Source organism: Hymenobacter piscis, from assembly GCF_018760735.1.
Lineage (GTDB): Bacteria > Bacteroidota > Bacteroidia > Cytophagales > Hymenobacteraceae > Hymenobacter > Hymenobacter piscis.
Map to the genome: position 1 here is coordinate 102,558 of NZ_JAHHZN010000007.1, position 19,588 is coordinate 122,145.

Sequence of the window (19,588 nt, forward strand, 5' to 3'; positions counted from 1 at the left end):
CCTTTCTTTGCCCGATGAAAATATTTGTTGAAACCGAGCGCCTGCTGCTTCGGGAGCTGACGCCCGCCGATGCCGCCGGCATGTTTGCGCTGGACTCCGACCCGGAAGTACACCGGTTTCTGGGCAACCGCCCCGTAACCACGCTGGCCCAGAGCGAGGCCACCATTGCGTTGGTGCGGCGGCAGTACCAAGAAAACGGCATCGGGCGCTGGGCCGTGGAGCTGCGGGCCACCGGCGAGTTCCTGGGTTGGGCCGGCCTGAAGCTGATCCGGGAGCCGCTTAACGGGCACGTTGATTTCTACGAACTGGGCTACCGGTTTATCCGGCAGTTCTGGGGAAGGGGCTACGCCACGGAAGCGGCCCACGCCTCGGTGGCCTATGGTTTCGGGGAGTTGCAGCAGCCAGTACTCTACGCCCTGGCCGACCTGCAGAACCTGGCTTCCCGCGCCGTGCTGGCCAGAGTCGGGTTCGAGCACCGGGGCGAATTCGACTACGAGGGCGGGCCCACTGCCTGGCTGGAGGCCCGCCCACCTCAGAGCCGTGCCTGACGCGGCCCTGGCCGTTTCACTCAGCGCGGCAGCTCCGACGGCGCCGGCCGGAACAGGTGCGGCAACACAATCAGGCTCAGGGCCAGGTACGGAATGCCGGCGCGCACCCGGGCTTCGGCGTAAGTCCGGGTCGGGTCGAAGGCGCGCCGGGGCTCCGTGGAAGCTCCCAGAGCCAGCTGCCCCTGCAGCCAGGGCACGGCACTTTCGGGGCTTCCGAACCGGCAGAACGCCATGGTTTCGTGGCGCGTGAGGCGGCGCACGTCCACCGGCTGCCCGTTGTAGGTCAGCTCCTCAAACCGGACCCCGCTCAGGCGGTAGGCCACTCCCACTGTCAGCCCCGAGCGGCGGCCCGGAAAAAAGTATGACGCGGCCAGCTCGGCGAACCGGCGGTGGTAGCGGGCCCGAAAATCATTGTACTCCTGCGGCCGGATCACGCCGCCTTCGTTGTAGGCACTCGCGCTGCGCGCCTGCCCGAACCCCGCCAGCCCGCTCACTAGCCCATTGCGGCCCAGGGGCAGGTAGCCTCCGGCCGCCAGCTCGTACTGCCGGCTGCTTTCGTACCGGGCACTGTCGGCCCGGCGGTTCGGGCTGGTGCGGATGCCGGCGGCGGCCCGCACCAGCACGTACTTGGCGGGCGAATACGTGGCCCCGGCTTCCCAGCGCCGGTTGAAATAGGAGTTGGCCTGCACTTCCACCTGCCCCTTTTCGCGCAGCTGCGGGGCGGCGGGCAGCAGGGGCACGTACACCGAGCAGCCCACCGTCAGCAGGCTCGCTGGTACGGCCAGCAGGGCAATATTGACCGCGCGTAGCAGGAGCATAGACGAATAGCATTGAGCCATAACGATATAATCCGGACGAGTGATAACGGGAGTCCGGCCGGCACCCGACGGTTGCACCAGGTACAAAAAACCCCGCCGGAAGTGCACCGGCGGGGTTTTTGAATTCGGAACGGCCGGCGGGCTACTTAGCGTAGGCCACGGCGCGCATTTCGCGGATAACCGTGATTTTGATCTGGCCGGGATACTGCATTTCCTTCTCGATTTTCTGGGAAATCTCGTAGCTCAGCTCCGAAGCACGCTCGTCGGTCACGTTCTCGGCGTCCACCATCACGCGCAGCTCGCGGCCGGCCTGAATGGCGAAGCACTGGTTCACGCCCTTGAAGCCGTTGGCGGTTTCCTCGAGCTGCTTGAGACGCTTGATGTAGCTTTCCATCATCTCGCGGCGGGCGCCGGGGCGCGAGCCCGAAATGGCGTCGCAGGCCTGCACCAGGGGCGAAATCATGGCCGTCATCTCCATCTCGTCGTGGTGGGCGCCGATGGCATTCACCACGTCGGGGTGCTCCTTGTACTTCTTGGCCATTTCCATGCCCAGGATGGCGTGGGGCAGCTCGGGCTCCTCGGTGCTGACCTTACCGATGTCGTGGAGCAGGCCGGCACGCTTGGCGTGCTTCACGTTGAGGCCCATTTCGGCGGCCATAGTGGCGCAGAGGTTGGCCACTTCACGGCTGTGCTGGAGCAGGTTCTGGCCGTAGCTGGAACGGAAACGCATCCGGCCCACCATCTTGATCAGCTCGGGATGAAGGCCGTGGATGCCCAGGTCGATGATGGTTTTCTCCCCGATTTCCACGATTTCCTCGTCGATGTTCTTGCGGGTTTTGGCCACAATCTCCTCGATGCGGGCGGGGTGAATCCGGCCGTCCTTCACCAGCAGGTGCAAACTCAGGCGGGCTACCTCACGGCGCACCGGGTCGAAGCCCGAGATGATGATGGCCTCGGGCGTGTCGTCGACGATGATTTCGACGCCCGTGGCGGCCTCCAGGGCCCGGATGTTGCGGCCCTCACGGCCGATGATCTTGCCCTTCACGTCGTCACTTTCAATGTTGAAAATGCTGACGCAGTTCTCGATGGCGTGCTCGGCGGCGGTGCGCTGAATGGTTTCGAGCACGATTTTCTTGGCGTCCTTGGTGGCCGTGAGCTTGCTCTGGGCCACCACGTCCTTGATGTAGGAGCTGGCCTGAATCTGGGCTTCGTTCTTGAGGCTTTCCACCAGCTGCTCGCGGGCCTCGGCGGCCGTGAGGCCCGAAATGGTTTCGAGCTGGGTGGTGATGGCGCTGATTTTCTCGCTTAGCTGCTGACGGATGTCGCGCAGCTCGGCTTCCACTTCCTGCTCGCGCTGCTCCAGCTTGGCCAGCTGGCCTTCGAGGGTGGCTTTGCGCTTCTCATCCTGGGCCTCGAGCTTCTCGCGCTGCTGCTGGGCCTGGGTTTCGAGGCGCTCCTTGGTGGCGTCGAGCTCCTTTTCCTTGCGCTGAATCTGCTCCAGCTGCTTCTGGGTGGTCAGGGAAAGCTGTTTGATGCTCTGCTCCTGCTCCACCACGCTGGCGCGGCGCTCGGTGAGCTCCTGCTCCAGGACCTGCTTCTGGCGGCGACTGTCCTGCTCGAATTCCTGCTTGAGGGTCCGGAACTTGTCCTTGGACTGCTGGATCCGCTCGTCGCGGGTGCGGGTGGCCTGGGCTTCGGCCTCGGCCAGAATCTGCTGGGCCTTGGCCTTAGCATCGCCTTCGTGGTCCTGCCGGGCCTTGCCGGCCAGCAGGCGTCCCAGCACTAGGCCAGCCACGAGGGCCAGCACCGCCGCCAGAACAATATAAAGAGTGTCAGACATGAGCGTAGAGGGGGTGAAATTGGTAGTTGGATGTTGGTTTTCGGCTGTTGGTCAGTGGCTTTAGGCAGGCCGCCGCTCATTCAGAGCGGCTTCATTGCCAAAAACCAAAAACCATGAACCAAAAACCAGAAGCCATGCCCCCGGCAGAAACGCCAAATGCCCGCGCGGTGGCCGGGCCGATTGCCCTGCCCCGCTCCGGGCTGTTACTTCGCGCCGAATCGGCCCCGCTCCTCTGCCGGAGGCGGGGTCAGACCAACACCGTGCCCGACAGCAGCTCGTCCAAACGCGCGAGGCGCTCGGTCAGGGCCGCGTCGGTCCCATCCTTTTCCTTGCTGACCTTCAGGCGGTCAGCCATCGTCGATAACGCAATCATGGCCAGCAGATCCTGCTTGTCCTGAATGCCATACTGGTCCCGAAATTCCTTCAGCCGCTCATTGAGCAGCCGGCCCGCCAGGCGCAGGCGCTCCTCGTCCTGGGGGCTTACCCGCATGGGGTAATCCCGGTCGGCAACGCGGATTTTAATGGAAAGATCAGACATCAGTAGCCAGTGGGCGGTGGGGTTGGTTTGGTGGTGGTTACTCCCTCAAATAGGCAAGGCACTTATCTATTTCGCGGATGTATTCGTTAAGGCGAAGTTTCAGCTCGTTGACATTGGCCGTTTCTCCGACGGCTATGGTATTGACAAGTTTAGTGATATTCTCCTGATTCTGGAAATCCTTCAACTCCCGCTCCCGGTCGCGCACGTCGGCCCGGAGCTGCTGGATGGTGGTCTGGGCATCGGCCAGCTCCTCACGCAACTGCTGATAGGCAGCCACTAAGGTGGTCACCTGCCGCTCCAGGCGGTCGAGTTGGGCCAGCTGCTGGGTTGAAGCCATTTTTTGGTTTTTGGTGGGTGGTTTTTGGTTGTTGGCCCGCTGCGTAACCGGCCACTATCATGCCGGGCACGCAGTTCATCCGGCCAGGGTACGAACTTACTGTTGGAACATGACACCCTTCCGTTTGTCAAATAACCAAAAACCAACAACCAAAAACCAACTCAGCGCCGAATAACGGCCCCCGCCTGCTGCTCAAACTGCTGAATGAGCCGGTTCATCACTGCGTCGATGGCCTGGTCGGTGAGGGTTTGGGCGGGATCCTGGAGCTGGAAGCTCACGGAATAGGACTTTTTGCCTTCGCCCAGGTTGGGGCCTTCGTACACGTCGAACACGTTGACCTGCTGGAGGAGTTTCTTTTCGGTGCGGCGGGCAATGAGCTGGAGCTGGTCGAAGGTCACGGTTTTGTCCACCACCAGGCTCAGGTCGCGGCGCACTTCCGGGAACTTGGGCAGCTCGCGGGCCACCAGCGTGTTCTTGTACTTGCGCATGAGCCAGTCCCAGTCGAGCTCGGCGTACCACACCGGCTGGCTCACGTCGAGGCGCTTGAGCAGGGTCCCGGAAACCGCCCCGAGGCGGGCCACCGGCTGGTTCTGGGCCAGCAGGGTGAGGCCGCCGGCCAGGTAGGGGTGCTGCACCGGCTGGGACGTGGGCGCCGCAAAGCCCAGCGAAGCCAGTACCTGCTGCACCGCCCCGGCCAGCTGGTGGAAGCTGCTCTTGTCGGACTTCTGCTGCCAGGTTTCGGGAGCGGCGTTGCCGGTGAGGTAGATGACGAGCTGGTTCTGCTCCTCGAATTTGCCGCCGGGCAGCTGGCGGTAGGTTTTACCGAACTCGTAGAGCTTCAGGTCGCGCTGGCGGCGGTTCACGTTGTGGCGCACTACTTCCAGGCCGCTGGGCAGCAGGGAGGGGCGCATCACGTTCAGCTCGGCGGAGTTGAAGTTGAGCAGGTGCACCAGCGTTTCGTCGGGCTGGCCGTCCGACTCGAAGTAGCGGGAGTTGGTGATGGAGTTGGTGATAATCTCCGAAAAACCCTGGCCGCTGAGCAGGCGCGCCGTATTCTGGCGGATGATTTCGGGGTCGGGATTCGGGAATTGGGCCAGGTACGTAGCCGAGTTGTGGGGGCGCAGAGCCACGTGGTTGTAGCCGTAGATGCGCAGGATTTCCTCAATCACGTCGGCCTCCCGGGTCACGTCCACCTTGTGCGGCGGCACCGACAGAATCCAGGTGGTTGCTGGTTGTTGGTTGTTGGTTGTTGGTTGTTCGTCCGTCAACTCCTCGGAAATGAGGATATCGAGGTCGGTGAGGATTTGGCGGATGCGCTCGGGGGCGATGAACTGGCCGACGAGCTTTTCCACGCGGGCCAGGCGCAGGCGCACGGCGGTGTGGCCGAGGTGAGCCGGGTACTCGTCTACAATGGGGGCGGCCACGGTGGCGCCGGCCACTTCCTGGAGCAGCAGGGCCGCCCGCTTCAGGGCCACGAGCACCATGTTAGGGTCGGTGCCGCGCTCGAAGCGGAAGGAAGCGTCGGTTTTCAGCTGGTGGGTCTGGCTGGTTTTGCGCACCACGGCGGGCAGGAAGTAGGCGCTTTCCAGGAATACGCGGGTAGTGGTTTCGCTCACGCCCGAGGTCTGGCCCCCGAACACGCCGGCCAGGGCCATGGGGGTGCCGGCCGCGTCGGCAATTACCAGATCTTCGGCGCGCAGGGTGCGCTCCAACCCGTCGAGGGTGGTGAACTTCTCCCCGGCCGCGGCCCGCTTCACGCGAATCTGGTTGCCGGTAATCTGGTCGGCGTCGAAGGCGTGCAGGGGCTGGCCCAGCTCGTGCAGCACAAAATTAGTCACGTCCACCACGTTGTTGATGGGCGCGAGGCCGATGCTGCGCAGGCGGCGCTGGAGCCACTCGGGCGAGGGGCCTACCTGCACGTTTTCCAGCAGCAGCCCGGCGTAACGCGGGGCCGCGGCGGCGTCTTCCAGGGTCACACTGATGTTGGCTGAAGCCGTAGCCGGGGCGTGGAAGCCGCTGATGTCGGACAGGTGGCAGGGCTGGCGCAGCAGGGCGCGCAGCTCCCGGGCCACGCCGTAGTGGGAAGCCGCGTCGGCCCGGTTCGGGGTCAGCCCGATTTCGAACACCGAGTCGGAGCCCAGGCCGAAGTAGTCGGCGGCGGGCGTGCCGTTGGGCAGGTCGGTATCGAGCACCATGATGCCGTCGTGCGACTGGCCCAGGCCAATTTCGTCCTCGGCGCAGATCATGCCCTCAGAGGCCGCGCCCCGGATTTTGGATTTCTTGATTTTGAACGGCTCGCCGCCCGTGGGATAGAGCAGGGCGCCTTCCAGGGCCACCACCACGCGCTGGCCGGCGGCCACGTTGGGGGCCCCGCATACAATCTGGCGGGGCGTGCCGTCGCCCACGTCCACGGTCGTGATGCTGAGCTTGTCGGCGTCGGGGTGCTTTTCGCGGGTGAGCACGGTGCCCAGCACGAGGCCGCGCAGGCCGCCGGGCACGCTTTCCAGCTCCTCCAGGCCTTCCACCTCCAGGCCCGAGCCGGTGAGCAGCTGGCCGATTTCGGCGGCGGGTTTATCGGTAGGAATCAGGGTGCGGAGCCAGTCGAGGGATATTTTCATCGGGAGTCAGGGGTCAGGATTCTTAAGCTGCCAGCGGGCGGCGGGCGGTGGCCAGGATTACCCTGACAACCAGCCACCGGCTGCTGGCAGCGGAAGACAAAGGTACGGATTCGGTTGGGCGGCAGAAAACGGGCCGCCGTTGGCGGTATCCGGCTATTTGTAACTCTGCTCGCCGGCCCTGATTTCCACGCTCAGGCGGTTGTCGGCGGGCGGGACGGGGCAGGCGTAGCCGTCGGCGTAGGCGCAGTAGGGGTTGTACGCCTGGTTGAAATCGAGCACGACCTCCGTATCGTCGGCGGCGGGCAGGGGCGCGTCGAGGTAACGGCCACCTCCGTAGGTGGCAAAGCCGTTGGTGCGGTCGGTGAAGGGGGCAAACAGGGTGGTGTCGCGGCCATCGGCCTTCAGGAAGAGGGTGAGCTGGTACTCCTGCTTGTCGAGCAGAAATTTGGCCCGGCCCCAGCGCAGGTACTTATCGGTTTTGCCATCGGTGAGGGGCATTTCCACGGTATCGCGCCGGGAGAAGTGCTCCAGTTGAGCCTCGAAGCGGTAGGCGCGGTCGGGGGCAAAGTAGCGGAGGCTGTCGAAGGTCTGGCGCTGGTCGGCGCTGAGCGGGGAGGTTTCGGGCCGGCGGAAGCCGTTATTCTTCTCGGCCCGCTCGCGGCGCAGGGCGGCCGCGTACTGGCTCTGGCCCAGCACCAGATCCTGCAGGAAGTAGCCGAACACCAGCAGCAGCCCGAGGCCGATGAGTAGTTTAGGATTGAGGCGCACTTTATTTCAATTAAAAATGAAAAGGGAAGAATTAAAAATGAGCCGGCAGGGGCAGCCAGACCGTTACGTTCAGGCCCCGTCCCTCGCCCTTTCGGTCCAACAAAGATGCGGCAGGCAGGCCGGTCTGATTTTCAATTCTTCCCTTTTAATTTTTAATTCCTTCTCACAGCATGCCCTCGTCGGCGAAGCTGTGGTAGCCTTGGTCGGTGAAGATGAGGTGGTCGAGCACGGGCAGATCCAGCAGCAGGCCGGCGTCCTTGAGCTTGCGGGTGAGGGCAATATCGGCGGCCGAGGGGTTGCGGTTGCCGCTGGGGTGGTTGTGCACCAGAATGATGCTGCTGGCCAGCTGCTCCAAGGCTTCCTTGAAGATGAGCTTGGGGTCGGCCACGGTGCCGGCCACCCCGCCCCGGCTGATGCTCACGGTGCGCATTACCACGTTGGCCCGGTTCAGAAGCACCACCCAGAACTCCTCGTGGGGCAGATCCTGGAGGTGGGGCTGCATGAGGCGGTAAATATCCCGCGAACCGGTGATGGTGGTCCGGGCCGGGGCGGCGGCCTCCTTGCGGCGGCGGCCCAGCTCCAGGGCCGCCACAATAGCAATGGCCTTGGCTTCGCCGATGCCCTTCTGCTTCATGAGCTCCTTCACCGAGAACCGGGCCAGAGAATTCAGGTCATTCTGGGCGGCATTGAGCACGAGCTTGGCCACGTCTACGGCTGAGAGGCGGGCAGTGCCCGAGCCCAGCAGGATGGCCAGCAGCTCGGCGTCGGAGAGGGCGGCGCGGCCCTTCTGGAGCAGCTTCTCCCGGGGCCGGTCTTCCTCGGCCCAGCTCTTGATGCCGAAGGTGGCCGGCGGCGCGTAGGGAACCGGAACAGCGGGGGCGGCGGATTTTTCCGTCAGATTGTCAAACTCCTGCATGGGGCACCGTTGTTGTAGACCCCGGAATTTAAAGCAAAAACCCCGTATCCGCGTCTGCCGCGGCAGCAGCCCGGCCAAACTACCTGCCGGAGCCGCCAGTTTGCCCTCGTACTATGTCAAGAAGCACGCTTCCGTTTATTTTCCTCGCCTTTGTCATTATCGGCGAGTGGTATGGTTTTCAGGCCGTCCGCACGCTCACCCAGCATTCCTCCCCCGGCACCCGCCGCCTGGTGAACATGCTGTACTGGGCGCTGACGGTGGCCGTCTGGGCCCTGGGCATCTGGGCCATGCGCAACCGCCATGCGCACCCCTCCTTCCGGTCTTACCTCGGGGGCGTGCTGCTGGCGATGGTGGCGGCCAAGATTGTGGTCCTGATTCCGCTGCTGCTCGAAGACGTGGTGCGCTTCGGGCGCTGGGCGGTGCAGGCCATCAGCCGGCCCGCGGGCAGCGGCCCGGGCAACGCCATTTCGCGCAGTGAGTTTCTGAGCAAGGCCGCTTTGCTGGCCGGGGCCGTACCCTTCGTGTCGTTGCTCTGGGGCATGGCCAAGGGCGGCACCGACTACACCGTGAAGCGGGTGGTGCTGCGCTTCCCCAACCTGCCGGCCTCGTTCGACGGGTTCAAGGTGCTCCAGATTTCGGACCTGCACACCGGCTCGTTTCACTCCAAGGAGCCCCTGCAACGGGCCGTGGACCTCATCAATAAGCAACAGGCCGATATGGTGTTCATGACCGGCGACCTGGTCAACAACTACGCCCACGAGGTGGAGGAGCACATCGGCACGCTGGCCGGCATCCGCTCGGAGCTGCCCATCTATTCCATCCTGGGCAACCATGACTACGCCGACTACGTGGACTGGAGCCTCGAGGGCGGGGCCGCCGCCAAGGCCGCCAACTTGGCCCGGCTCAAGCAGAACCACGCCAAAATCGGCTGGCAGCTGCTGCTCGACGAGGCCCGCACCGTGGAGCGCAACGGCGAGAAAATCAGCATTCTGGGCGTGCAGAACTGGGGTGCCCGGGGCTTTGCCCAGTACGGCAACCTGGCCAAAACCCACGCCGCCGCCGACCCCGCCGCGCCCTTCAAAATCCTGCTCAGCCACGACCCCAGCCATTGGGACGGGCAGGTGCACCAGTACGAGGATATTGACCTGATGCTGGCCGGCCATACCCACGGCATGCAGTTCGGGGTGAACCTCTCCTTTCTGAAGTGGAGCCCCGTGCAGTACGTGTACAAGCAGTGGGCCGGCCTCTACCAGCGCGGCCGCCAGTACCTGTACGTGAATGCTGGTCTGGGCTTCATCGGCTACCACGGCCGCGTGGGGTTCCTGCCCGAAATTACCGTGCTGGAGCTGCGCCGGGGCTGATTTTTGCCGCCTTCGTAATTGTACTGAAACCGCTACGGGCCACCGTAGCGGTTTTTTTGGGGGCGGCCCACAACCGCCTTTCCGGCAGGGCCGTATACGCGCCATTCTCTTTCCCTCCCTCTTTATTCCAACTCTCTCACCATTATGAAAAAGACGCTGCTTTTCCTCTCGGCCGCGGCCGCCTTCTCGCTGGGCTCCTGCTCCGATAACAAGACCGCCGAAACGGCCACCCTCTCCGATGGAATGGCCACCACAACCTCTTCCACGGCTACTACCGCCTACACCCCCGAGGCCATCGAAAGCCGCGCCGACCGCATTGCCGCCGATATGGCCGCGAAAATGAAGTTCGACGACGCCACCCGCACCAAAGTCCGGACCGTGTACGTGACCCGGGGCCAGCGCCTGGCCGAGCTGCAGAGCCGCTACGCCACCGATACCATGGGCATGGCCGCTGCCCGCCGCGACGTGTACGCCAACGCCGACACGGAAATGCAGTCCGTTTTCACTGACCCCACTCAGTACTCGGCCTACCAAGCCAGCCGCATGGATTACATGGATGACCGGTACATGGACGATAACACGATGAGCTCCTCGTCGTCGGATGACATGACCAGCAGCGAACTGGAGCCGGGCACCAAAATCAAGGGCGACGACGGCAGCAAACTGAAAGTGCAGGCCGATGGCGACGTAAAAATCAAAGACGCCGAAGGCAATAAAGCCAAAATGGATGCCGACGACGGCACTGTAAAAATGAAGCCTGAAGAAGGCGACAAAACCGTCATCAAGTAATCCGCTTCGCCCATCCGGCCATTCCGGCCGCTGATTTGCTATTGCCCGAGAGCCCGCACCTGCAACGGTGCGGGCTCTTTTGGTCTCCTTCCGGCGTTACTGCGTCGATGAAGTTGGCCCGCCGGCAGGTTTTGCTGGCTTTCTCCGGCGCTGGTGTGTTAGTTTGTCAGGTGATGCTGCTGTTCCGTTTGTTTGTTCTTCGTCCCCGCTTCTGGCTGCTGTTGCTGCCCCTGCTCCTACCGGCTGCCCTGGCATCGGCCCAGGTCCGCGTGACGGGCTCGGTGTCGGAGGCGGGTTCCCGGCGGCCTATTCCCGGCGCTTCCGTTACGGTGCGGCGCACCCGTCTGGCGGTGGTAGCCAACGCCGAGGGCGACTTCAGCCTCGCGGCTGAGCGTTCCGATACGCTCATGTTCCGGGCCGTGGGCTTCAAAACCCAGTTCCTGCCGCTGGGCAACACGGGCCTGTCCCAGCTCATCGTTCAGATCAAGCTCCAGCCCGATACCGTGCTGCTGGGCGAAGTGCGCATCACCGAGGGCCGCCCCGACCGGGCCGTTATCAACCGGGCCCTGCGCAACATCAAGCGGCCCAGCACCGCCCCCACCAGCGCCGTGAAGCGCCCGCCCGCGCCCAAGCCCCTGTTTCCCGTCGACTCCACGGCACCCAAACCGCCCACCGCTACCCTGGCCAGCCCCGTGAGCCTGCTCTACGACCAGTTTTCGCGGGCCGGCAAGGAGCGGCGCAAGATGGAAGAAATTCAGGCCGAGGAAGCGGCCCGCCAGGCCGCCCAGCGGGCTTTGCAGGAGCGCCGCCGCTATAACCGCAATTTCAAGGATAACCAGGGCTACGAGTAAGGGCCCAAGGGCAGGAAAACCCAGGACGGAGGTAGAGTTGCTGCCAACGCCGGTCCGAACCTTCCCGTATTGGGTTGAGCCCCCCGGGTAAGACCGGCCTGATTGGGTCCGGCGTTGTCGGCGGCCTGAACAGGCAAAATGCCGGACCAGTTTCCTGCCAACCCAGTCCCTTAGTTCCCCAATAACCCAGTTCTCCCATGCGTATCGGCTACCCCTGCGTCAACGAAACCCTCGATTGCACCGCCACCAGCACCTTTCGGCTGGCTTCGTATAGTTCCGAGCGGCTGGTGCAGGCCGTGGGCAACAACCTGCGCTGCCTGCGCCGGATTCTGGCCTGGAACGTGGAGCACCACCTGCTGTTTTTCCGCATTGGCTCGGGCGTGGTGCCTTTCGGCTCCCACCCCATCAACACCTTTCCCTGGCAAACCCACTTCGCCACTGAATTCCGGGTGGTGGGCGACTACATCCGTCAGCACGACCTGCGCGTGTCCTTCCATCCCGACCAGTTTGTGGTGCTCAACTCACCCGACGCGGGCATTGTGGAGCGCAGCATTCAGGAGCTTATCTACCAGGGCTCGATGCTGGATTTGATGGGCCTCGACTCCACCCACAAGCTTCAGATTCACGTGGGCGGCCTCTACAACGACCGGGAACTGGCCATCAGCCGCTTCATCAGCACCTACCAGCGGCTGCCCGCGGCCGTGCAGGCCCGCCTCGTGATTGAAAACGACGACCGCCTGTTCAGCCTCCGCGACTGTCTGCGGGTGCACGCGGCCGTGGGCATCCCGGTTCTCTTCGACAACTTCCACCACGAATGCCTCAACCACGGCGAGCCCATGGCCGAGGCGCTGCGGCTGGCCGCCGCCACCTGGCACCCCGTCCGGGATGGGGTGATGATGATGGACTACAGCTCCCAGGCCACCGGGGAGCGCAAGGGCAAGCACACGGCGACCCTGGAGGAAACCCTTTTCCAGAATTTCCTGACGGACCTGGGAGACCTAGAGGCCGATATTATGCTCGAAATAAAAGACAAGGAAGCCAGCGCCCACCGGGCCTGCACCCTGCTGCGCACGGCTGGCCGACTGGCCGCGGCCGGAACGGCCTGAGCTGCCCCCGCCGCGGCCAATTTTGGGCGCGGCATAGTCGGCGGCGGCCACTTTACGTAAACCGTTGCGGCCCCGGGCCTCTTCGTTTGTCTTCCCTTTTTCTTACCCGAACTTTCCTTCCGATGATTTTCACCGACCTGCTCAACGCCACCACGCACTCGCTCAGCAACGGCCTGACCGGCATCCCGCTCAGCGCCGCTCAGGACAATACCGAAACCTGGCAGCAGCACCTGCTGCAAAGCGGGGAGCCTCGCCTGCAGGACATCGGCCGCGAGCTGGGCAACCTCCAGTCGTTGCTAAGCGCCGGCGCCGTGGGCCTCGATGCCCGTTCCATCGGCCGCTCCCTGAGCATGCTGGGCACCCAGACGGCCGAAGCCGCGCAGACCGCTCCCGCCGAGGTGCGCTCCAGCCTTTCCACGCTCTCCGATTTGCTGCTCAAGGCCGGCGGTCAGCTGGAAGACGCCGCCTGACATCCGGCTCGCGTATAGACAAAAAAAAGCCGCCCGTACGCATACGGGCGGCTTTTTTTCATCCGGCGGTCGGAGCCAGTGCCTAGTACTGGGTGGCAGGACGGGCAGGCTGCGTACCAGCCGGATTGGTTTGCCTGGCAGCCGGGGTGGTAGTGCGCCGGGGCGTGGTGGTACGGGCCCGATTGGTCCGGCGTCGTGCATCCTGATTCACGCGGCTGTCCACGGCCGGGGTCCGGTCCATGGTCCCGACGCTGGTTTGCGTGGGGTTGCCACGGGTGGGCGTGCGCTGGTCAATGGTACCCGGGTTGGTGGTGGGATTAGCCGGGTTAGGCAGGGGCATGGTAGACTGATTCAGGGTGCCGCTGCGGGGCGTAACGGTAGGAGTGGTTTGGGCCGAAGCGGCCGTGGCGGTACCCAGCAGAAGGGCGGCGGCCAGCAGGAAATTCGTTTTCATTGTCAGGCAGGTAAGACGGTACAACGGTTCTGCCACCTGGCAGAACCTATCCGGCATACGGCACCAAGGCCCCAACCGCCGGGCAATACCCGAATTTTTAACATATATAAAGACCTATTTATCAGCCCCTTACTCAACAGTAGCGCGGGTATGAGTCCTGCCCGCGGGCACAAAAAAACCCCGCCGGCCACGGGGGCCGGCGGGGTTTCTGCATCGTTCAGATGTGGAGCTGCAGAGATTCGAACTCTGGTCCAGACAAGGAAGGCGTCGAGCTTTCTACGTGTGTATCTATGCTTGGATTTTCGTGAGCAACCAGGCGCACATCAGGCCCTTGGTTTCCCCTTATCTGTTTGAGTTTCGCCCGTGGGTCACAGTGCCCCGCGAACTATCCTAACTCTTACGACGCCCCGAACTCACCCGTGAGCAGGATGACGGGTGCGGGACGATGGCATTTACTTAGTACCTAGACTAAGCAGCCATGGCGTAGCTATACTCGCCAGTTATTGTTTGGACAACTTTTTTTACGGGAGATCCATCCAACTCCCGACACGCTTACTCGCGACATGCACAAGCTGTCAATTCCGGTCAGCCCCAGTTGTGAAAGAACGATGCCCGCCACCAGCGTAGCGGGGTGCGAATGTACGCACGCTGCCGGATAAACGTTGCGCGCCCCCGAAAATGTTCCCTCCGACCGGCGCTCCAACCGGCCATATTGGCACGCCGGCGGCCTTCCAAAGCCGGGCTTTTCGGGGTATCTTTGCCGGTAGCTCGTATGGAAAATTTCGTTGTTTCGGCCCGTAAGTACCGCCCGGCCACGTTTCGCAGCGTGGTGGGGCAGCAGCACGTCACCACCACCCTACAGAACGCCATTGCCTCCCAGCACCTGGCCCAGGCGTTCCTGTTTTGCGGCCCCCGGGGCGTGGGCAAAACCACCTGCGCCCGGATTCTGGCCAAAACCATCAACTGCGAGTTCGTGGAAGAACACGTGCGCCAGGGCCGGCCGGTTTCGGAGCTGATCAAGAGCCGGCCCGACATCGTGCCCGAGGTCCTGCTCACGGCCGCCGACCCCGACAACACGCCCTTCGAGCTGGAAGCCTGCGGCAAGTGCAGCTCCTGCCGGGCTTTCCAGGAAAACGCCTCGTTCAACGTGCATGAGCTGGACGCGGCCTCCAACAACTCGGTGGAGGACATCCGCAGCCTGGTGGAGCAGGTGCGCTACGCCCCCCAGCAGGGCCGCTTCAAGGTGTACATCATCGACGAAGTGCACATGCTCTCGAACGCGGCCTTCAATGCCTTCCTCAAAACGCTGGAAGAGCCGCCGAGCTACGCCATCTTCATCCTGGCCACCACCGAGCGCCACAAAATCATCCCCACCATCCTGTCGCGCTGCCAGGTTTTCGACTTTAACCGCATCAAGGTCGATGACATGCGCAGCCACCTGCGCTACGTGGCCACCCAGGAGCAGATTCAGGCCGAAGACGACGCCCTGCACCTGCTGGCCCAGAAGGCCGACGGCGGCCTGCGCGATGCCCTGAGCATGTTCGACCAGATGGTGACCTTCTCGGGCCAGCACCTGCGCTACCAGGACGTGGTCCAGAACCTGCACATTCTGGATTACGACTACTACTTCCGGCTGGTAGATGCCCTGCTGACCGAAAACCTGAGTGCCACGCTGCTGCTGCTGGAAGAAGTGATGCAGCAGGGCTTCGACCTGCATAACTTTGTGGTAGGCACGGCCGAGCACCTGCGCGGCCTGCTCGTGTGCAAAGACCCCGTAACGGTGCAGCTGCTGGAAGTATCCGACAACATCCGCAGCCGCTACGTGCAGCAGGCCCAGGCCGCGCCGCTGGCCTTTCTGCTCTCGGCCCTGAACCTGGTCAGCCTCTGCGACCGGGAATTCAAGCAGGCCAAAAACCAGCGCCTGCACGTGGAGCTCATGCTCATGAAGCTGGCCTACCTCAACGGGGCCGTGCAGTTTGCCCGCGACCTGAGCGCCCCCGCCGCCTCGACCAGCAACGGCGAGGCGAAAAAAAAAAGTAGCGTAACTCCGCCCGCCCCGGCCGGTAGCCCAACTGCCCCCTCTTCCGCCGGCCAGCTCGTGGCCGACGGCACCGCCGAAGCCCCGGCCACGTATGCGGCCGCGCCGCCCCAACAGCCCAGCCACCAACAACCAGCCACCAACAACCAAGCAGCCCCCGCCGACCCCGAGCCCATCGTGCCGGTGGCCAGCGGCGTGGAGGAGCTGCACGACACGCCCAGCATCGAGGACGAAACCGCTACGCAGGTGCCCACCACCCGCCAGCTCCGCGACACGGTGCCCCACGTGGAAATCGGGCGGCCCAGCATAGCCGGTCACGAGCCGGGGCAGCCGGCCGTTACGGCTGCTCCCCTGCCCCCGCCCCTACCGAAACCCGGCCTGCCGCCGGCGGGCAAGCCCCTGGGCCTCGGCGCCAAGCTGCCCGGCCTGGGTAGCCTCAATGCCATGAAGGCCCAGCTGGCCCAGCAGAACGCCGCCGGCAAAGCGGCCGTGGAAGCCGAGCCCGGCGGCCCCGTCACCGGCCTGCCCGCCATCGACGACGCGGTGCTGCAGCGCGTGTGGCAGGAGCTGACCGAGGAGCGCAAGGCCGTGAGCATGATGCACTACAGCATCCTCAAGCGCCCCGTGCAGGCCAACGACCAGCACCTGATTCTGCTCCAGGTGGATAACCCGGTCCAGGAAGACCAGTTCAACGACTTCCGGGCCGACTTTCTGGGCGAGCTGCGCCGCCGCTCCGGCTACCCCCGCCTCAACGTGCAGGTCAGCGTGGTGGAGCGCCAGGAAACCGGGCGCAAGCTCTACACCTCCTCCGATAAGATGGACTATCTGATCGGGAAGTACCCGATCCTGAGCGAGATGAAGCAGAAGCTCGGCCTCGACGTCGACTAAATCACAGCTGGCGCTGATGGTGCCATCTGTGATTTAGCGAATCTGGGGCGGCTGCGTCATCTGCACCATCTGCGATTCATAAGCATTTTTTCGGACTTGGAGGCCGCGGGGGGTTGATGGGGCTTTTTATTCCCGGGGGGGTCGCCTATCTTTGAGTTTCTTCTTCCTCTCTGCGCTGCCTTCCGTCCCGGTTTTCCTGTGAAAAAACCCTTTCTGCTCCTCGTTCCGGCCCTGGCCTCCCTGGGTCTGACTCAGTGCCAAACCAGTAAGCCCGCTACTTCCGTTGCCCCGGCCACCGAAGCAGCCGCTGCCCCAACCCAGAAGGAATACCAGTACCAGACCGTGGAAGGCGACCCGCTCCAGGCCCGCATCTACACCCTCGATAACGGCCTGACCGTCTACCTTTCCGATTACAAGGACGCCCCCCGGATTCAGACCTATCTGGCCGTGCGCGCGGGCTCCAAGAATGACCCCCACGACGCTACCGGCCTGGCCCACTACCTCGAGCACATGGTGTTCAAGGGCACGTCCCGCCTCGGTACCCAGAACTGGGCCCAGGAAAAGCCCGAGCTGGCTAAAATTGAGGCCCTCTACGAGCAGTACCGCGCCCAGCGCAACGACCCCGTGGCCCGGCGCAAGACCTACCACCAGATTGATTCCATCTCGGGCGTGGCGGCCAAGTACGCCGTGGCCAACGAGTACGACAAGGTGATGGGCGCCATCGGCTCCAAGGGCTCCAACGCCTACACTTCCGTTGAGCAGACGGTGTACCAGGAGGACATTCCGAGCAACCAGCTCGAGAAGTGGGCCGCCATTCAGAGCGAACGGCTGGGCGAGATGGTGCCCCGCCTCTTCCACACCGAGCTGGAAGCCGTGTATGAGGAAAAGAACCGCGGCCTCGACAACGACTTCAGCAAGGAGTACGAGGCCCTCAACCGCACGCTCTACCAACAGCACGAGTACGGCACCCAGACCACCATCGGGACCATCGAGCACCTGCAGAATCCGTCCATCACGGAAATCAAGGCGTATTTCGACAAGTACTACGTGCCCAACAACGTGGCCCTGGCCCTGAGCGGCGACCTGGACTACGACCAGACCATCCGGGTAATCGACAAGTACTTCGGCCAGCTGAAGTCCAAGCCGGTGCCGGCCTTCACGCCCGCCCAGGAAGCCCCCCTCACGGCCCCGGTCGTGACCCAGATTGTGGGCCCGAGCGCCGAGAACGTGATGCTGGGCTTCCGCTTCCCCGGCACGGCCACCCCCGACGCGGTGGTGCTGCGCATGATCGACAAGATCCTGACCAACGGCCAGGCTGGCCTGATTGACCTTAATCTCAACCAGCAGCAGAAGGTACTGCAGGCCGCCTCCTTCACCGACCTCAACAACGACTACTCCTCCCACATCCTCTACGCCACGCCCCGCGAGGGCCAGAAGCTGGAAGAAGTGCGCGACCTGCTGCTGGGCCAGTTGGAGAAAGTAAAGCAGGGCGACTTCCCGGAGTGGCTGATTCCGGCCATCATCAACAACGAGCAGCTCCAGCGTACCAAAAGCTACGAGAGCAACGAGGCCCGCGCCGGCGCCTTCGTGTCGGCCTTCGTGGCCCGCGAGGACTGGAAGGACTACCTCCAGCAGTTCGAGGACTTCGGCAAGATCACCAAGCAGGACGTGATGCGCGTGGCCCGGCAGTACTACGGCTCCGGTTACGCGGCCATCTACAAGCGCACCGGCGAAGACCCCAACAAGGTGAAGGTGGTGAAGCCCGCCATTACGCCCGTGCCCGTGAACCGCGAAGTGGCCTCCGACTTCTACAAGCAGGTAACGGCCATGCCCAACCCCGAGCTGAAGCCGGTGTTCGTGGATTACCAGCAGGACATCAAGGAGACTAAGCTGGCCTCGGGTGTGCCGGTGTACTACACCCACAACGAGGAAAACAACCTCTTCAACCTGTACTACGTGCTCGATATGGGCACCAACACCGACCCGCGCCTCGGGTTGGCCACCGACTACCTGCAGTACCTGGGCACCGGCAAGTACTCGGCCGCCGAGCTCCAGCAGGAGTTCTACAAGCTGGGCTGCTCGTTTTCGGTGAGCAGCGGCCAGGACCGCACGTTCGTGAGCCTGAGCGGCCTCGACAGCAACATGGAGCCGGCCCTGCAACTGTTCGAGCAGCTTTTGCACGCCCCCAAGCCCGACGCCGCTGCCCTTAAGAATATGGTGGCCGGCGTGCTTAAGGCCCGTCAGGATGCCAAGCTCAACAAAGGCGTGATTCTGAATCAGGCCCTGGTGAACTACGCCAAGTACGGCGCCCAGAACCCCTTCACCACCCAGCTCAGCGAGAAGGAGCTCAAAGCCCTCAAGCCCGAGCAGCTCACCGCCGTTATTCAGAAGATTCCCACCTTCCAGCACCGGGTGCTGTACTACGGCCCCAAGCAGGAAGCCAGCCTGACCACCACGCTCAACAAGCTGCACCAGACGCCCGCTACCCTCATCCCCACGCCCGCCAGCAAGGACTTCGCCGAGAAGCCCCTCGACAAGCCCAAGGTGTACTGGGTCGATTATAACATGGTGCAGGCCGAAATCCTGTTCCTGACCAAAGGGCCCGTGTTTGATAAAGGCCTGGTGCCCACCACCAGCCTCTACAACGAGTACTTCGGCGGCAGCATGGGCAGCATCGTGTTCCAGGAATTGCGCGAGTCGAAGGCCCTGGCCTACTCGGCTTCCTCGCGCTTCTCGAATGCCGACAAGCTCGGCCGCAGCTCCTACAACCTGAGCTACATCGGTACCCAGGCCGACAAGCTGCCCGAGGCCATGGCCGGCATGAACACCCTGCTCAACGACATGCCCACGGCCGAAGCCAACCTCCAGATTGCCAAGGCCGCCATCCGCAACAGCATCGCCACCGAGCGCATCACCAAGTCCGACATCCTCTTCAGCTACGAGCGGGCCAAGCGCCTGGGCCTCGACTACGACCTGCGCCGCGACGTGTACGAGCAAACGGCCAACATGAGCTTCCAGGACCTGCTTCAGTTCCAGCAGGCCCGCGTGAAGGGCCAACCCCAGACCATCCTAGTCATCGGCTCCAAGGACCGCCTCAATTTCAAGGAGCTGGCCAAGTACGGCCAGGTCCAGCAACTTACCCTGAAAGAGATTTTCGGGTACTGACGCCGCCTGTCATCCTGAGCGAAGCGAAGGACCTTATCACGTCAGAACAAGTTGTTCAACGACTAGCCAACGTGATAAGGTCC

16 protein-coding genes and 1 other RNA gene are annotated in these 19,588 nt (G+C 63.4%); 8 read left to right on the top strand and 9 right to left on the bottom strand.

Going from position 1 to position 19,588, the window contains the following annotated elements; genetic code table 11:
- The first annotated feature begins 14 nt into the window (after positions 1–14).
- Positions 15–548: a GNAT family N-acetyltransferase gene (locus KLP40_RS09585; RefSeq protein ID WP_215593560.1), complete on the top strand. Its 534-nt coding sequence runs from the start codon at positions 15–17 to the stop codon at positions 546–548.
- Between the two features lie 20 nt (positions 549–568).
- Here KLP40_RS09585 and KLP40_RS09590 read toward each other — a convergent pair whose 3' ends face one another.
- The 7 genes from KLP40_RS09590 to radC form a co-directional block, all read right to left on the bottom strand.
- Positions 569–1,366 (bottom strand): hypothetical protein, encoded by a 798-nt coding sequence (locus tag KLP40_RS09590; protein WP_215593561.1) that lies wholly within the window; start codon positions 1,364–1,366, stop codon positions 569–571.
- A gap of 142 nt (positions 1,367–1,508) precedes the next feature.
- Entirely contained in the window at positions 1,509–3,206 is a 1,698-nt protein-coding gene (rny, locus tag KLP40_RS09595; RefSeq protein WP_215593562.1) for a ribonuclease Y, read from the bottom strand.
- A gap of 247 nt (positions 3,207–3,453) precedes the next feature.
- Positions 3,454–3,744 carry a cell division protein ZapA gene (locus KLP40_RS09600; RefSeq protein WP_215593563.1) on the bottom strand — a complete coding sequence of 97 codons (291 nt, stop codon included), beginning with the start codon at positions 3,742–3,744 and terminating at the stop codon, positions 3,454–3,456.
- A 37-nt stretch (positions 3,745–3,781) separates the two neighbouring features.
- Positions 3,782–4,081, bottom strand: a complete 300-nt coding sequence (locus KLP40_RS09605; RefSeq protein WP_215593564.1) for a hypothetical protein — start codon at positions 4,079–4,081, stop codon at positions 3,782–3,784.
- Between the two features lie 161 nt (positions 4,082–4,242).
- Entirely contained in the window at positions 4,243–6,699 is a 2,457-nt protein-coding gene (pheT, locus tag KLP40_RS09610; protein ID WP_215593565.1) for a phenylalanine--tRNA ligase subunit beta, read from the bottom strand.
- A 153-nt stretch (positions 6,700–6,852) separates the two neighbouring features.
- The gene (locus KLP40_RS21200; protein WP_215593566.1) at positions 6,853–7,467 is read right to left on the bottom strand and encodes a DUF1684 domain-containing protein; all 615 of its coding nucleotides are present in this window, start codon (positions 7,465–7,467) and stop codon (positions 6,853–6,855) included.
- Between the two features lie 163 nt (positions 7,468–7,630).
- The gene (gene radC, locus KLP40_RS09620) at positions 7,631–8,383 is read right to left on the bottom strand and encodes a RadC family protein (RefSeq protein WP_215593567.1); all 753 of its coding nucleotides are present in this window, start codon (positions 8,381–8,383) and stop codon (positions 7,631–7,633) included.
- Positions 8,384–8,496: 113 nt separating this feature from the next.
- On the opposite strand from radC, the gene KLP40_RS09625 reads away from it, so the two are divergent.
- The 5 genes from KLP40_RS09625 (at position 8,497) to KLP40_RS09645 (ending at position 12,960) form a co-directional block, all read left to right on the top strand.
- On the top strand, positions 8,497–9,744 hold the full coding sequence (locus KLP40_RS09625; protein ID WP_215593568.1) for a metallophosphoesterase: 1,248 nt from the start codon (positions 8,497–8,499) through the stop codon (positions 9,742–9,744).
- A 144-nt stretch (positions 9,745–9,888) separates the two neighbouring features.
- Positions 9,889–10,533, top strand: a complete 645-nt coding sequence (locus KLP40_RS09630) for a hypothetical protein (RefSeq protein WP_215593569.1) — start codon at positions 9,889–9,891, stop codon at positions 10,531–10,533.
- 173 nt (positions 10,534–10,706) lie between these two features.
- Positions 10,707–11,384, top strand: a complete 678-nt coding sequence (locus KLP40_RS09635; protein WP_215593570.1) for a carboxypeptidase-like regulatory domain-containing protein — start codon at positions 10,707–10,709, stop codon at positions 11,382–11,384.
- A 197-nt stretch (positions 11,385–11,581) separates the two neighbouring features.
- Complete coding sequence (gene uvsE, locus KLP40_RS09640) at positions 11,582–12,490, top strand: UV DNA damage repair endonuclease UvsE (protein WP_215593571.1); 909 nt, start codon at positions 11,582–11,584, stop codon at positions 12,488–12,490.
- A 122-nt stretch (positions 12,491–12,612) separates the two neighbouring features.
- Entirely contained in the window at positions 12,613–12,960 is a 348-nt protein-coding gene (locus KLP40_RS09645) for a hypothetical protein (protein ID WP_215593572.1), read from the top strand.
- Positions 12,961–13,042: 82 nt separating this feature from the next.
- Here KLP40_RS09645 and KLP40_RS09650 read toward each other — a convergent pair whose 3' ends face one another.
- Together KLP40_RS09650 and ssrA are read right to left on the bottom strand one after the other, a co-directional pair.
- On the bottom strand, positions 13,043–13,414 hold the full coding sequence (locus tag KLP40_RS09650; RefSeq protein WP_215593573.1) for a hypothetical protein: 372 nt from the start codon (positions 13,412–13,414) through the stop codon (positions 13,043–13,045).
- A gap of 221 nt (positions 13,415–13,635) precedes the next feature.
- Positions 13,636–14,007: a transfer-messenger RNA gene (ssrA, locus tag KLP40_RS09655) on the bottom strand.
- A gap of 179 nt (positions 14,008–14,186) precedes the next feature.
- Here ssrA and dnaX point away from each other — a divergent pair.
- Both dnaX and KLP40_RS09665 read left to right on the top strand, forming a co-directional pair.
- Positions 14,187–16,340, top strand: coding sequence for a DNA polymerase III subunit gamma/tau (dnaX, locus tag KLP40_RS09660; protein WP_215593574.1), 2,154 nt, complete (start codon positions 14,187–14,189; stop codon positions 16,338–16,340).
- Between the two features lie 198 nt (positions 16,341–16,538).
- Positions 16,539–19,505 (top strand): M16 family metallopeptidase, encoded by a 2,967-nt coding sequence (locus KLP40_RS09665; protein ID WP_317196764.1) that lies wholly within the window; start codon positions 16,539–16,541, stop codon positions 19,503–19,505.
- Positions 19,506–19,588: the final 83 nt, after the last annotated feature.

Coding starts and splice junctions, on each gene's coding strand:
- KLP40_RS09585 (WP_215593560.1), top strand. CDS start 15: ATGAAAATATTTGTTGAAACCGAGCGCCTGCTGCTTCGGGAGCTGACG.
- KLP40_RS09590 (WP_215593561.1), bottom strand. CDS start 1,366: ATGCTCCTGCTACGCGCGGTCAATATTGCCCTGCTGGCCGTACCAGCG.
- rny (WP_215593562.1), bottom strand. CDS start 3,206: ATGTCTGACACTCTTTATATTGTTCTGGCGGCGGTGCTGGCCCTCGTG.
- KLP40_RS09600 (WP_215593563.1), bottom strand. CDS start 3,744: ATGTCTGATCTTTCCATTAAAATCCGCGTTGCCGACCGGGATTACCCC.
- KLP40_RS09605 (WP_215593564.1), bottom strand. CDS start 4,081: ATGGCTTCAACCCAGCAGCTGGCCCAACTCGACCGCCTGGAGCGGCAG.
- pheT (WP_215593565.1), bottom strand. CDS start 6,699: ATGAAAATATCCCTCGACTGGCTCCGCACCCTGATTCCTACCGATAAA.
- radC (WP_215593567.1), bottom strand. CDS start 8,383: ATGCAGGAGTTTGACAATCTGACGGAAAAATCCGCCGCCCCCGCTGTT.
- KLP40_RS09625 (WP_215593568.1), top strand. CDS start 8,497: ATGTCAAGAAGCACGCTTCCGTTTATTTTCCTCGCCTTTGTCATTATC.
- KLP40_RS09630 (WP_215593569.1), top strand. CDS start 9,889: ATGAAAAAGACGCTGCTTTTCCTCTCGGCCGCGGCCGCCTTCTCGCTG.
- KLP40_RS09635 (WP_215593570.1), top strand. CDS start 10,707: ATGCTGCTGTTCCGTTTGTTTGTTCTTCGTCCCCGCTTCTGGCTGCTG.
- uvsE (WP_215593571.1), top strand. CDS start 11,582: ATGCGTATCGGCTACCCCTGCGTCAACGAAACCCTCGATTGCACCGCC.
- KLP40_RS09645 (WP_215593572.1), top strand. CDS start 12,613: ATGATTTTCACCGACCTGCTCAACGCCACCACGCACTCGCTCAGCAAC.
- KLP40_RS09650 (WP_215593573.1), bottom strand. CDS start 13,414: ATGAAAACGAATTTCCTGCTGGCCGCCGCCCTTCTGCTGGGTACCGCC.
- dnaX (WP_215593574.1), top strand. CDS start 14,187: ATGGAAAATTTCGTTGTTTCGGCCCGTAAGTACCGCCCGGCCACGTTT.